The sequence below is a fragment of the Kitasatospora sp. NPDC088742 genome (genome assembly GCF_055584905.1).
Genome location: NZ_JBVJLD010000065.1, coordinates 30,561 through 44,831, shown reverse-complemented (window position 1 = coordinate 44,831; position 14,271 = coordinate 30,561). Strand labels below are relative to the sequence as shown.

The 14,271-nt window shown below is 70.0% G+C and carries 10 protein-coding genes and 1 pseudogene; 7 read left to right on the top strand and 4 right to left on the bottom strand.

The features are described 5' to 3' along the window. The coding region (locus ACZ6ZR_RS34725; protein ID WP_465649347.1) for a transposase at positions 1-245 on the bottom strand (245 nt) is incomplete at its 3' end. 64 nt (positions 246-309) lie between these two features. Here ACZ6ZR_RS34725 and ACZ6ZR_RS34720 point away from each other — a divergent pair. From ACZ6ZR_RS34720 to ACZ6ZR_RS34690, 7 genes and pseudogenes are all read left to right on the top strand, one after another. After that, positions 310-477 carry a DUF418 domain-containing protein gene (locus tag ACZ6ZR_RS34720; RefSeq protein WP_465649345.1) on the top strand — a complete coding sequence of 56 codons (168 nt, stop codon included), beginning with the start codon at positions 310-312 and terminating at the stop codon, positions 475-477. Positions 478-506: 29 nt separating this feature from the next. Beyond that, positions 507-1,058, top strand: a pseudogene (locus ACZ6ZR_RS34715) (TerD family protein); the annotation flags it as partial. Between the two features lie 644 nt (positions 1,059-1,702). Next, a complete protein-coding gene (locus ACZ6ZR_RS34710) occupies positions 1,703-2,641 on the top strand; it encodes a hydrolase (RefSeq protein WP_465649343.1) in 939 nt (312 codons plus the stop codon). An 80-nt stretch (positions 2,642-2,721) separates the two neighbouring features. Continuing rightward, positions 2,722-3,291, top strand: coding sequence for a transposase (locus ACZ6ZR_RS34705; RefSeq protein ID WP_465649341.1), 570 nt, complete (start codon positions 2,722-2,724; stop codon positions 3,289-3,291). Positions 3,292-3,765: 474 nt separating this feature from the next. Beyond that, on the top strand, positions 3,766-5,193 hold the full coding sequence (locus tag ACZ6ZR_RS34700) for a glycoside hydrolase family 43 protein (protein WP_465649339.1): 1,428 nt from the start codon (positions 3,766-3,768) through the stop codon (positions 5,191-5,193). A gap of 109 nt (positions 5,194-5,302) precedes the next feature. After that, on the top strand, positions 5,303-6,886 hold the full coding sequence (locus ACZ6ZR_RS34695) for an alpha-L-arabinofuranosidase B (RefSeq protein WP_465649338.1): 1,584 nt from the start codon (positions 5,303-5,305) through the stop codon (positions 6,884-6,886). Between the two features lie 88 nt (positions 6,887-6,974). Continuing rightward, complete coding sequence (locus ACZ6ZR_RS34690; RefSeq protein WP_465649336.1) at positions 6,975-8,351, top strand: glycoside hydrolase family 43 protein; 1,377 nt, start codon at positions 6,975-6,977, stop codon at positions 8,349-8,351. Positions 8,352-8,687: 336 nt separating this feature from the next. Here ACZ6ZR_RS34690 and ACZ6ZR_RS34685 read toward each other — a convergent pair whose 3' ends face one another. The 3 genes from ACZ6ZR_RS34685 to ACZ6ZR_RS34675 form a co-directional block, all read right to left on the bottom strand. Then, positions 8,688-10,433 (bottom strand): cellulase family glycosylhydrolase, encoded by a 1,746-nt coding sequence (locus ACZ6ZR_RS34685; RefSeq protein ID WP_465649334.1) that lies wholly within the window; start codon positions 10,431-10,433, stop codon positions 8,688-8,690. Positions 10,434-10,482: 49 nt separating this feature from the next. Further along, entirely contained in the window at positions 10,483-11,991 is a 1,509-nt protein-coding gene (locus tag ACZ6ZR_RS34680; RefSeq protein ID WP_465649332.1) for a glycoside hydrolase family 43 protein, read from the bottom strand. 115 nt (positions 11,992-12,106) lie between these two features. Next, positions 12,107-14,263, bottom strand: coding sequence for a glycoside hydrolase family 36 protein (locus ACZ6ZR_RS34675; protein ID WP_465649330.1), 2,157 nt, complete (start codon positions 14,261-14,263; stop codon positions 12,107-12,109). Positions 14,264-14,271 lie beyond the last annotated feature (8 nt).

Sequence of the window (14,271 nt, the reverse complement as noted above, 5' to 3'; positions counted from 1 at the left end):
TCGGCGTTCTCCTTCTTCAACGCCTTCATCTGCGCGGACTCCTCCGTGGTCGTGCCGGACCGCTGCCCGGAGTCGACCTGGTCCTGACGGACCCACTTGCGCAGCGTCTCGGTCGAGCCGATGCCCAGCTTCTCAGCGACGGCCTTCAGCGCCGCGGACTCGTTCGGGTAGTCACCGAGCACTTCAGCGACCATGCGCACCGCACGACGGCGCAGCTCAAGCGGGTAGGAGGAGGGACGTGCCATGACTCGAATCCTTACACGAAATCGAGTCTCCGCCGAACCCGGAACGGTTCACTTCGTGGTGTCCATGTCGCTGGGCGTTCCGCTCGGCAACAACGGCACTTCCGCGACGGCGCTGCTCTGGTTCATCGCCGGTGCCGTCGTCTTCGCCGGCGTCTGGTCCCGCTTCTTCCGCCGCGGGCCGCTGGAGTACCTCGTCAACCTTGCCACCAAACCCGCAAGGTTCGTCCGATAACCGCCGACAGCAGAAAAGGAGAACGGTCGATGACCATCAGGCTGGCGAAGGGTGGCAACGTCTCCCTCGTCGAGGCGGCTCCCGGCCTCGTCACCGTCGGGCTCGGCTGGAGCACGGCCCCCGGTGTCGACCTCGACGCGAGCGCCCTGCTGTGCGACGCGTCCGGCCGGGTGCTGACCGAGCAGCACTTCGTGTTCTTCAACAACCTGCGCACCCCGGAAGGTTCGGTCCGCCACTGCGGCGGCGACTTCGCGGACGCCACCTCTGGAGACCGCGAGCGGATCGAGGCCGACCTGCCCGCCGTACCCGCCGCCGTCGAGCGCATCGTGTTCGCCGCCGCGATCTACGACGCCGACGGTCGGCGCCAGTCCTTCGCCCTGGTGACGAACGCTCACATCCGCGTGGTCGACCCGATCACCGCCACCGAGGTGGCCAGATACGACTTGACGGGCAGTGAGACGGAGACGGCCATGCTCTTCGGCGAGCTGTACCGGCACGGTGGTGGCTGGAAGTTCCGTGCCATCGGCCAGGGTTACGCCTCCGGGCTCGCCGGGGTCGCCACCGACTTCGGTGTGGACGTGCTGCAGCCCTCCACGCCACTGCCCGTCCCCGCACCGTTGCCCGCGTCCGCCCCGGTCCCGGCGCCGACGCCCGGTCCTGCCCCGACCATCCCCATGTCCAAGAAATCTTCAGGGAGTTCAACCATGACCTGCTTCTTCGACCCCTCGCACGGCGTCGGCACCACGGCCGTCCTGTGGTACCCGCAGTGGGGCGTGCCCCGCCAGATCCACGCCTGCGGCGGCTGCGCCCATCGCACCACCACGACCCCGCCGCCGTTCTACTCCCCGTCGCAGACCGACGGGTATCCGCAGCCGGCACAGCAGGGATACCCGCAGCAGGGCTACCCCCAGCAGGGTTATGCCCACATGCCCGGCCACGACCGGCCCGAGGGGGGCCGCCGATTCGGCACCGGTGCGCTACTCGGTGCCGGCGCCGCCGGCCTGGTGGGCGGCGCCCTGCTCAACGAGGTGTTCAGCGACGACGAGTGAGACCTGCAGTCCACGTACGGAGCGCCGGCCTGACGCGGTGTCCGGAAGACGTCATGCGCCTGACATGTTTCTGTTACCTCCTCCGTCTTCCGCGGTTCTATCTACGCGCGGATACTCGGGTCTGCACGCGGATACCGCCGCCCGTTCGCCCCCAACTCCAGTAGGAGGAACGGAAGATGATCGCCGTACGTAACATGCGCACCAGCGCGGCTCTCGCCGCCTCGGCCCTCCTCGCGGCCACCGTGACCGGGCTCGCAGGCCCGGCCGCTCCCGCCGCGGCGGCCACACCCCACCGGATCCTGTTCGACAACAGCAAAGGGGAGACGGCCGGCAACGCCGACTGGATCATCTCCACCAGCCAGCCCGACCCGCTGGCCCAGAACGCCAACCCCACCACCGAGAAGAGCTGGACGGGCGGGATCTCCGCCTGGGGCGTCGCCCTCCAGAAGGCCGGGCAGTACAGCCTGAAGACGCTCCCGTCGGGCTCGACCATCACCTACGGAACCGGCGGCACACTGGACCTCGCGAACTTCGACACCTTCGTGATCCCTGAGCCGAACATCAGGTTCAGCACCACCGAGAAGACCGCGATCATGAGGTTCGTCCAGAACGGTGGCGGCCTGTTCCTGATCTCGGACCACACCCAGAGCGACCGCAACAACGACGGCTGGGACTCGCCGGCCATCATCAACGACCTGATGACCAGCAACGGCGTCAACAACACCGACCCGTTCGGCTTCTCGGTGGACCTCAAGAACATCTCCACCGACAACCCCCGCGCCATCGCCGACAGCACCAACCCCGTGCTCAACGGCCCCTCCGGCAAGGTCACCGGCTCGATCCTCCGCGCCGGTACCACCTTCACCCTCAAGCCCGCCGACAACCCGGCCGTCAAGGGACTGGTCTACCGCACCGGCTACAGCGGCAACACCGGTGCCTTCTTCGTGACCTCCGCCTTCGGCAGCGGCCGGGTGGCGATCTGGGGCGACAGCTCGCCGGCCGACGACGGCACGGGGCAGTCCGGCAATACCCTCTACGACGGCTGGAACGACCCGGCCGGCACCAACGCCGCCCTTGCGTTGAACGCCACCGCCTGGCTCGCCAAGGCCGTCTGACCGTCCGCGCCCGCCCGACTGGTACACCGAAGCGACTCTGTGATCTATCCGGTTGAGGGGCCGGCGAGCCGCCGCCGGTCATGGTTGCGGCGGCCCGTCGCCTGGTGGTGTCCACGCCGAGACTGTGGTCCCCGCGTGTCCACGCCGTGCTCCAGCGGGACGGCGGGCGGTGCGGCCGACGCCGCATCGCCCGCCTGATGCGACGAGCCGGCCTGACGGGCCCGCACCGCCGGCGAGGACAGCGCACCACGGTCCCCGCCCCGAACGCCGCCGCCCGTCCCGACCTGGTCCTGCGCGACTTCGAGCCCAACCACGAAGCACTCGACCGGCGTTGGTGCGGCAACAGCACCTATGTCCCGGCCACCGAGGGCCGGCTCTACCCGGCCACCGTCATCGACATCGCCTCGCGCCGCGTCATCGGCTGGGCCACCGCCGACCACCCGCGGACCGAACTCGTCGCCGACGCCCTTCGCACCGCCTGCCACCAGCGCCGCCCGAACGGCCCGGCAATCTTCCACTCGGATCGCGGCTGCCAGTACCTCAGTCGCGAATTCGGCTTTCTGGCAACGGAGTTCAGCCTTCGACTGCCAGTCGGCCGCGCCGGGCAGTGCTGGGCAATGCGCTCGCCGAGCCCTTCTTCGCCACGCTGAAGCGGGAGTTGATCGACGAGCCCCGCTGGGTACGAAACCGTCCTGGCGGCCTGACCACCACAACGACGGTGTCCGTCAAAGCGGAGCAAGCCCAGAGGTAGCCGATCCGGCAGCCGACCACGAACGATCCTGACCGTGCGGACGGCAGTTGTGGCCGCCTGCCCTCAACGGTGCTGCTGCTGTGGGGGGTTGAGCCGTGGTCAAGCAGGTCACGATTGGGCAACGGCGCGCACTTCCTCTTGTCGGCCCAATTGTTAGCGTTAACAATCTCATCGGAACGAAACAGTGGCGTCACTTCCGGTTCACGCAAGCCGCCTGGAAGCGGCGCTGCCCGTCCGCTCGCACTACCGGGCTGTGTACTCCCGCCGTCACCAGGGCTCCACGTGCCGCACTCGGTAGGAGGGGGTCAGTCGGGCCCGCCACCCCCGTTTGCCCCTTCGCCCTGGTGCATGCACAGAACGATGAGGAGATGCCATGTCCGCGCTCGGTACCCGGCTGTCGCCGCTGCTGCTCGCCGTTTTCCTGCTCTTCGCCGGGGCGGTGGTGGCCGCCCCTCAGCGTGCGGCCGCCGCTGATCCGGGTTACCTGATGGTGCACTTCACCGGCGATTCCGCGAGCGGGCAGATGCTGTACCTCGCACACAGCACGGACGGCCTGCACTGGAGTGACCTCAACGGCGGGGCGCCGGTCCTGAACGCGAGGATCGGTACGAAGGGGGTGCGCGACCCCGCGCTGGTGCGCTCTCCCGACGGCAGCAAGTACTGGATCGTCGCCACCGACCTGTGCATCCGCTGCGGCTCGACGTACCAGAACGGCAGCCCCGACTTCGTGGTGTGGGAGTCGACGGACCTGGTGACGTGGTCGGAGCCGTGGCTGCTCGGCGCCGCCGGGCTGGTCCCCGGCGGGAAGAACGCGTGGGCGCCGGAGGCGATCTGGAACCCGGAGACCAACGACTACGTCCTGTACTGGGCGACGAACGCCACGGTGAACGGCGTCTTCAAGTACCGCATCTACTCCGCCCGCACCACGGACTTCCGCACCATCACCACCCCGCAGATCTGGATCGACCCGCCCGGCACCACGCCGGTCGTCGACACCCAGATGACCGAGGTACCCGCCGGCACCGGCCCCTACCGTTACCTGCGGGTCTCCGGCGACGGCCAGAACAACGTCGAGGGCACCAACTCGATCCTGGGGACGTGGACCAACCTCGGCAACCTCTCCAGCATCGGCCTCACCGGCAACGTGGTCGAAGGCCCGGTCTGGATGAAGTTCAGGGACCGTGCCGAGTGGGCCCTCTACATCGACTACAACAACCCGCAGGGCGTCCGCGAGTACCGGCCGATCCTGACGACCAACCCGTTCGACGTCAGCACCTACCGGCTCCAGCCGACGACCAGCTACGACATGGGCGGCACCGCGAAGCGGCACGGTGCCATCACGACCCTGACGGCGGCCGAGGAGAGCCGGGTGCTGGCCCGCTGGCCCAACACTCCCGCGCAGCGGTTGCAGTCGTTCAACTTCCAGGAGCGGTACGTGCGTCAGAGCGGTTTCGACGTGCGGATCGACGCGAACGTCAGCCCGCTGGACGACTCCCGGTTCCGGCTGCGGCCGGGTCTGGCGGGCACCGGCACCGTCTCCTTCGAGTCGGTGAACTACCCCGGTTACTTCCTGCGGCACGCGAACTACGACTTCCAGCTCGTCCGCAACGACGGCAGCGCCCAGTTCGCCGCGGACGCCACCTTCAACAAGGTCGCCGGCCTCGCCGATCCCACCTGGTCGTCGTTCCAGTCCTACAACCACCCGGACCGCTACATCCGGCACTACGCCTACCAGTTGAAGCTCGACCCCATCGCCACCACGACGGCTCGCGGCGACGCCACCTTCCGCGTGACCAGCTGAACCGCATCGCCGGAAGTGCCGGAGCCGGCGTCGATACGTCGCCCCGACCTGCCACGTCCGCACGGCCGAACAGCATGGCTGTGTCCGCTCACCCTCATACCCCCGCCCGATGAAGGAGTCTGTCGTGATCAAGCCACCGTGGATACGCAGTGCCGGGCGCGCGGTGCTCGCGGCCGGTGCCACCGCCGCGCTCGCCGCCGGCCTGCTCACCGCCACAGCCACCACCTCGCAGGCCGCCACCCAGGGGCCGTGCGACATCTACGCCGGAGGCGGCACTCCCTGCGTCGCCGCGCACAGCACAACCCGCGCCCTGTACGGGACGTACAACGGTCCGCTGTACCAGGTCAAGCGCGCGTCCGACAACGCGACCAAGAACATCGGCCTGCTGAGCGCGGGCGGATACGCCGACGCCGCCGCGCAGGACGCCTTCTGCGTGCACACCAGCTGCGTCATCACCGTCATCTACGACCAGTCGCCCAAGGGCAACAACCTCACCCAGGCGCTCAAGGGCCACTGGCCCGGCCCGGCCGAGAACGGGAACGACAACCTGGCCAACGCCTTCGAAGCGCCGGTCACCGTCGCCGGCCACAAGGCGTACGGCGTCTACGTGGCCCCCGGCACCGGCTACCGGAACAACAACACCAACGGCATCGCGGTCGGTGACCAGCCCGAGGGCATGTACGCCATCTTCGACGGCACGCACTACAACGCCGGCTGCTGCTTCGACTACGGAAACGCCGAGACGACCGGCAACGACGACGGCAACGGCACCATGGAGGCCATCTACTTCGGCAACAGCACGGGCTGGGGCTCCGGTAGCGGCAGCGGCCCCTGGATCATGGCCGACCTGGAGAACGGACTGTTCTCCGGGGTCAACCGCGGCGTGAACCCGGGGGACCCGACCATCAACCACCGGTTCACGACCGCCATCGTCAAGGGCGGCCCGAACCACTGGGCGATCCGCGGCGGCAACGCCCAGTCGGGCGGCCTGTCCACCTTCTACGACGGCGTGCGCCCCAACGCCACCGGCTACAACCCGATGAAGAAGCAGGGTGCGATCATCCTCGGCATCGGCGGCGACAACAGCAACACCGGCCAAGGCACCTTCTACGAAGGCGTCATGACCCAGGGCTACCCCTCGGACGCCACCGAGAACGCCGTCCAGGCCAACATCACCGCCGCCGGCTACGACAGCGGCTCGACCAGTACCGGAACCCTCACCCCCGGCTCCCGGATCTCCCTGCAGGCCACCACCGCGCCCTGCTGCACCTCCCACTACCTACGCCACGACAGCGCCGATACCAAGGTCGTCATCTCCAGCATCAACTCCGCCAGTTCGGCCACCGACAAGGCCAATGCCACCTGGATCGTCCGCGCCGGACTGGCCGACACCTCGTGCCTGACCTTCGAGTCCGCCGACAGGCCCGGCCAGTTCCTGCACCACTCCAACTACCAGCTCTACCTGAACACGGACAACGGCGTCAGCTCGTTCGCGAAGGACGCCACCTTCTGCCCCACCGCGGGCAACAGCGGAGTCGGCACCTCCTTCCAGTCCTCCAACTTCCCGGCCAAGTACATCCGCCACTACAACTACACGGCCTACATCGCCGGCAACGGCGGCACCAACGCCTGGGACAACACCAAGTCGTGGGCCCAGGACACCAGTTGGCTCACCGCGGCTCCCTGGAACTGACGAGGACCGAACCCGTGGGCGGCTCCCGGCCGGAGCCGCCCACGGGTTCTCCATCGGCCCGCACCTTCCTACGCCCCGGAGGCACCAGATGAGCGCACCACCCCTCCCGTCGCGCCGGCTCTTCCTCGGCATGGCCGCGGCCGTGCCGCTGTCCACCACCGGCGTGCTGACCCTCGGCAGCCGGTCCGCGAGCGCAGCGACGACCTCCCCGTTCGTCATGGCCTACTTCACCCAGTCACCGAGAAACCTCGGCACGGACTACGGTCTGCACCTCGCCGTCAGCACCGACGCGCTGCAGTGGATGCCGCTGAACCAGAACAACCCCGTCGTGACCCCGACCGCGGGCGACGGCGGCCTGCGCGATCCCGTCATCGTGCCCAAGCAGGACGGCACCTACGTCGTCATGGCGACCAACCTGAAGGGCACCGACTGGAGCAGGAAGAGCCCGTACATCCACGTCTGGGACTCCGCCGACCTGCGCTCCTTCGACAACTACCGCCTGCTGAAACTGCACGACATGGCCACCCACACCTGGGCGCCCGACGCCTTCTGGGACCCCTCCCGCGGCCAGTACGCCATCATCTACTCGGCCGTCAACAGCAGCGGCCACAACGTGATCATGGTCAACTACACCACGGACTTCCAGACCGTGACGTCGCCGCAGGTCTTCTTCGACCCCGGATACGACATCATCGACGGCACCCTGGTGAAGGACGTCAACGGCGTCAACTACCTGTACTACAAAGGCCACAACAGCCTCACGGGTGCGAAGTCCACCTCCCTCGCTCCCGGCAGCTTCACCCAGTTCACCTCGGGCCTGGCGCCTCAGGGAGGCATCGAGGGCCCGATCCTCGCCGAGGCCGCCGGCACCTGGTACCTGTGGGGCGACGCCAACGCACTCTTCTGCACCTGGCAGACCAGTGACCTCTCCACCGGCACCTGGACCGCCACCGACCGGCGCCTCCACACCCAGCCGCTGAACTCCAAGCACGCCGACATCAAGCCGATCCCCCGGACCGTCTACGACAACCTGATCGCCACCTGGGGAAGGCCCGCCTGGAACCGGCTGAAGTCCTACAACTTCCCCGACAGGTACTGGCGGCAGGCCGACTCCCTCGGCCGCATCGACCCGTACCCGTTCGACCCCTACACCGACTCGCAGTGGAAGCTGGTGGCAGGTCTGGCCGACTCCTTCGGCGTCTCCTTCCAGTCCGCCACGCAGCCGACCCGCTATCTGCGGCACCTCAACTACCAGCTGCGGCTGGAGGCCAACGACGGCAGCGTGAAGTTCGCCCAGGACGCCACCTTCCACAAGACGGCCGGGCTCGCCGACCCGTCCTGGTCGTCGTTCCGCTCCCACAACTACCCGGACCGCTACATCCGGCACTTCAACTACGGGCTGCGCATCGACCCGATCTCCACCGCCACCGGCCGAGCCGACGCCACGTTCTCCGTCTGGTACTGAGGCCACGCGCCCGTTTCGGCCACGCTTCACCTGGCGACCCCCGGCGCTGAGTTCCGAAGGGCGCGAGGAAGGGCTGCACGTGATCGAGGACTGACCTTCCCGCCCTGCAGCCACGGCGCGACGACCACGTTCATGCCCAGCGCGGTGGCGGCGTCCAGTGATGCGGTGTAGCTGTTCAACCAAGTCCCTGACGTGGTCGCCGAGTTGAACCCCAGGCGTACGGTGGTGGCACCGAGCGCCTGGAATCCCTCGAGGATCGCCGTGGACTTCGTGTACCGCCGGGACCCGCTCCCGGCAGCCCGGGGGAGAGGCGACCGGGAGCGGGGTGTCGGAGCGTCAGGAGGCGGTGCCGGTCACCGTGTTGCCGGACTTGGTCAGGTGGTAGGTGACGGTCGCACCGGTCCAGAAGCGGAAGGTGAGCGTCACCGGGGCGTCGTCCTTCAGCGACTTGAGGAAGTCGGCCTTGATCAGGGTGGTGTTGGCGCCGTAGTCGGCGCGGAAGTTGTCGAAGGACTGGTAGGTGGTCCAGGAGGCCGGGCCGGCGGCGGTGCCGTCGGCGTAGGTGGACTCCACGTTGGCCATCAGGGAGCCGTCGAACCGGGTCGGGATGGTGAGGCCGTCGGCCGTTCCGGTGGCACCGGACATCACCGGCTTGGCGTACGAGCGCACGAAGAGCTTCCACGGCACGCCGTCGGAGTACCGGACCTCAAGGGTGGCGTTGACCCCGGCGGCACGGTTTCCGGCCAGGCGGGTGAGGGCGTCGGCGGTCAGGGTGAGCTGGTCACCGTTGAGGGTGTAGTCGCGGTACGGCATCAGTGGGGTGTCGCCCTGCCACAGACCGGTGAACCACTGGCCGTTGCGGTTCAGCGTGACGGTCTGCGCCGCGATGGTGCCGGACTTCGGCAGGAAGAGGTTGTCGGTGGAGGCGGTGCCCGAGCGGGTCCGCCAGGAGGTCTGCATCAGGGACTTCATCTCGGGGACCACCCACTGCATGGTGGAGCGGTTCAGGAAGTCGTTGTAGGCGTCCCAGACCGCGGTGGTCAGGCCGTTGATCCGGGCCTCGTAGGCGACGTGCTCGAAGTACTTCAGCATCTCGCCGCGCTCGACCACGCCGGAGTAGGGCGAGGTGAGCAGGCCGTACTCGCCGAGGTAGACCGGGATGCCCTTGGCGACGAGGGTGTCGTGCACCCGGCGGAAGCCCTCGGTCAGGTCCTTCTGCGCCGTGGCGTCGTAGGTCGGGCCGTTGGCGATGTTCACGCTGAACGGGTACCAGCTGTAGTAGTGCACGGTGGCGACCAGGTTGCGGTCGTTCAGCGAGTTGATCGTCGTCGACAGGTCGTCGAGCCAGTGCTGGGCGTTGTTGGTCTCCTCCGAGGGCAGCACCAGCAGGCGGTCCTTGTTCATCCCGCCGGAGTTGCGGACGATGCGGTGGAAGGAGGTGTTGAGCTCGCGCAGGTACTGGGTCTTCTGGGCGTCGGTCGCGTCGGCGAACTGGGGCTCGTTGATGCTCTCCATGAGCAGCGCGCGGGGCTCGTCCTTGAAGGCGGTGGCGATCTGCTGCCAGGTGGAGTTGAACCGGGACATGACGTTGTCGTGGTCGGTGGACATGAACCTGATCCACTGCCAGGAGTCGTGGTGCACGTTGATCTCGACGTAGAGGCCGTCCGCCAGGGCCCAGTCGACCACCTGCTTGACCCGTGCCATCCAGGCCGGGTCGATGGTGTAGGGCGCGGTGGCGGACTGGTGGTCGGTCCAGGTGACCGGGATGCGGACGCTGCGGAAGCCCTGGGCCTTGAGGCCGTCGAAGGTCGCCTTGGTGGTGAGCGGGTTGCCCCAGGAGGTCTCGCCGGGGATGGCGTCCAGTGTGTTGCCGAGGTTCCAGCTGGGCTGCATGGCGGCGACCGCGGCCATCGGGTCCTGCGGGACGTAGACCGCCCGGTCCCGGGTCTTGTCGTGGTGGTCGGCCGGTGCGGCGACGGCGGTGCCGCCGAGGCTTCCGGCGGTGGCCAGGGCCACCACGAGGGCGGCCGTGCGGTGGAGCCGGCGGCCGCGGGGGCGGGTGGTCTGCTGGGTGTGGTTCACGGGGTGTCCCTTTCGTCGCGGACGGGGTGGGGGAGCCCCTGACGGGTGGTCAGGGGAGCGGAAGGGGCTCGTAGTCGAAGCGGTCGAAGTGGACGGTGCCTTCGGCGGCGTACATGCCGATGACCCGGCCGGTGAAGCCGCCGGCCACCTCGGTGGACAGGTAGCGGCCGCTGAGCGAGGCGAACGGGCTGAAGGTCCCGTCGGGCTCCTCGACGCCGAAGGAGAGGACGTCCGGCCCGGTGCGCGAGCCGCGCGGGGGCTCCGGAGCGGTCTCGACGCCGAGCACCACCGGCCCGGCGGCCACCGGCCGCGCGGCGACCTCGGTGCGCAGCGGGCCGATCCGGGCGAAGACCTTCACCTCCGCGCCGTCCGCCTCGATCTCGTAGTGGTGCTCCTCGTCCAGGCGGACGGCGAGGCCGCCGCGGCCGTCGGCCGGATCGACCAGCGTGCGGGCGCGGCAGGAGAGGTGCTGCTGCCGGCGGCCGACGAACACCGCGTCGTTCTCGTCCAGGGAGGCGCCGACGGCGCGCAGGGTGAGCCAGCCGGAGCGTTCCTTCGTGGTGCACGAGCCCTCCGGGCGTTCGCGCACCGAGATCCATTGGGGGTGCAGCTCGGCCTGGTCGAAGTCGTCCCGGGCCGGGACGGCGGCGACGGGGTGCAACGGCCAGGCGGGGGTGGGCAGTTCGGGGGTGACCTCGCCGACCACCGGCCAGCCGTCGACCCACTCGACGGGTGCGAGGAAGGTCTCCCGGCCGAGCACGTGCCAGCCGGGGGTGCCGCCCTGCGGCCGGACCGCGAGCAGCACCATCCACCAACTGCCGTCCGGCGCCTGGACCAGGTCCGCGTGGCCGGTGTTCTGGATCGGCCTGTTGGTGCTGCGGTGGGTGAGGACCGGGTTGGCCGGGCAGGACTCGAACGGGCCGGTGGGGGAGGTGGAGCGGGCGATCGAGACGCCGTGGCCGCGTTCGGTGCCGCCCTCGGCGATCATCAGGTACCAGTGGTCGCCGATCCGGTACAGGTGCGGCGCCTCGGGGGCCGCGCCGCCGGTGCCCGACCAGGTCCGCTCCGGCTCGCCGAGGGTCTTGCCGGTGTACGGGTCGAGCCGGACCTGGGCGACGCCGGCGACGGTGCACCAGCAGGTGCCGTCCTCGTCCCAGGCGAGGTCCGGGTCGATGCCGGGGACCCCGGGCAGCCGGATCGGGTCGGACCACGGGCCCGCCGGGTCGGTGGCGGTGAAGAGCATGTTGCCGCCGTCGCTGACGTTGGTGACGATCAGCCAGAACCGGCCGTCGTGGTGGCGCAGGGTCGGCGCGAAGATGCCCCCGGAGGACGCCATGTCGCGCGGCAGGCGGAGCTGGCTGGGCCGGTCCAGGGCGTTGCCGAGCTGCGTCCAGTTCACCAGGTCCCGGCTGTGGAAGACCGGGATGCCGGGGAAGTACTCGAAGCTGGAGCACGCCAGGTAGTAGTCGTCGCCCACGCGGCAGACGCTGGGGTCGGGGTGGAAACCGGGGATCACCGGGTTGGTCACGGTGCCGGCCGGCTGGATCTGATCTGACACGTGGTCGGTTCCTCTCGCTGATTCGTGTGCGGCGGGGCATGACAGGGCGCCGCCGGCTCCGCGCCGCGTCCCGCCGGCGGTCCGGGCATTCGGGGTCCAGAGTTCCGGACGGACGTCAACTCCGGTCGGCGACAGCCCTGGTGAGGCGGAGCAGGACGGCGGACGGGGCCGCCGGGAGGGTCACGGTGAGTTCGGCGGTGTCCGGGTTCCAGACGGCCCCGGCCCGGCCGGCGGCCGGGTAGAGCACCTCGGCCCGGACGTCTGCGCCGGCCAGGTGGGGGAGGGCGAGATCCCTGGCGGTCTGCTCGCCGGAGCGCCGCCAGGCGGTGACGTAGGTGGTGGCCGGGGTGTGCAGCGCCAGGGCGAGCCACGGGTCCTCCCAGCCCGGGAGACCGAGCGGCCAGGCGGGCACCGCCTGCGGCAGATCGGCGCGGATCGACTTGTGGACGGTCACCGCCTCGTGGACCAAGTCCCGTGCCTCCGGCGTGAGTTCGGTGAGACGGCCGGAGAGGTGGATGCGGCCGAGGAGCGCGTTGGCCATGGTGAAGGCGACTTCGTCCAGGGAGTCCCCGGGCAGCGGGAAGGCCCAGACGGCGCCCTGCTCCGGGGTGACGGCGGTGGGGGCGGCGGCCGCGATCGGGGCATAGCGCAGCAGGTCCTGCTGGTCGCTGGTGGACTGCAGCTGGAGCCGGGAGAGCAGGGCGTGGTCCATCCGCATGCCGCCGGAGGCGCAGTTCTCCAGCACCAGGTCCGGGTACCGGTCCAGGATGCCGTCGAGCCAGTCGAGTTGGGCCCGGTTGTGGCCGAGCAGGCCGGCCGCCGGGACCTCGGCCGGGTGCGCGCTGGTACCGGACCCGGGGTCGGTGTTGTGGTCGAGCTTGAGGTAGCCGACGCCCCACTCGCCGACCAGGCGGTCCACCACGACGTCCAGGTGGGCCCGGGCCGCCGGATGGCGCAGGTCCAGGTGGTGGCGGCCGCCACCCTCCTCCACCCGCCGGCCGTCACGCCGGAAGAACGCCTCCTCCGGCAGGCTCTCGGCGACCGGCGAGGCCGTCCCGACCGCCTCGGGCTCCAGCCAGAGGCCGGGCACCATGCCACGCTCCCGGATCCGGTCCAGGACCTCGTGGATCCCCTTCGGCCCGGGGAAGCGCGAGGCCGACGGCTCCCAGGCCCCGACGGACGGCCACCAGTTGTCGCCGTCGTCGTACCAGCCGGCGTCGATGACGAAGTACTCCGAGCCCGCCTCGGCGGCGGCGTCCACCAGCGGCAGCAGCTTCTCGGTGGTCGGGTCGCCCATCAGGCAGTTCATGTAGTCGTTGAAGACCACCGGCAGCCGGAGGTGGTCGCGGTGCGGCCGGCGGGTGGCGCGGCGGTAACGGGTGAGCGCGGCGAAGGCACCGTCCGGACCACCGTCGGAGGAGAGCGCGAGCGCCACCGGCACGGTGCAGAACTCGGCGCCGGGCTCCAGCGGGTGACGCCAGCCGTGGTCGGCGTCGTTCGGGCCGTACAGCGCCGCGTAGGCGGTGTCGTCGCGCACCCCGCACTCCCAGCGCCAGCCACCGCCGTTGTGCTCGATCTGCCAAAGCCAGGTGCGCCCGGACCGACGGTCCGTCAGACCGCCCATCGGCAGCCGCCCGCAGCTGGACCACACACCCTGGCCGGCCACCACGCGGCTGCTGCGGCCCGAGGTGGTGTGGAAGCGGCCGCTGCGCTCGGGCGAGGACACCCGCAACGGCTGGCGCTGCCACCGGCATTCGGCGAACCACTCGTTCTCCGCCCACAGCAGCTCGGCGTCGTCCAGCGCCGCCGGGCCGCCCTCGGTCAGGCAGCCCGCCACCAACGAGCCGACCGACTCCAGGTGCAGGGTCCGCGCGCCCTCGTTGCGCAGCAGGACTTCGCTGCGCAGCACAGGCAGGCCGTCCGGCGACCGGTAGACCACCTCGGCGGTCAGCCCGGTCTCCGGCTCGTGGAGTTCGACCGTGAGCACGTGCCGGTCGCCGTCCCGGCCCGAACGGTGGGAGCGGTGGCGCAGCCGCGCGCCGAGCACGGAGTTGACGAGGTGCCGGCCCGACCAGTGGCGGCCGAGGCCGGCGGTGGTCACCTCCACCAGCGGCAGCGGTGCGGAGGGGCGGGGGGTCTTCTCGCCGGGGGCGCCGGTCTTCTCGCCCGGTGCGCCGAGGCGGACCAGGCGGGGCGGGCCCTGCCCGTCCAGGGCGATCTCCAGCTCCAGGGCGTCGTGGCCCCAGCGGATCGTCTCGTGCGGCTCGGTCATGGTGCCTT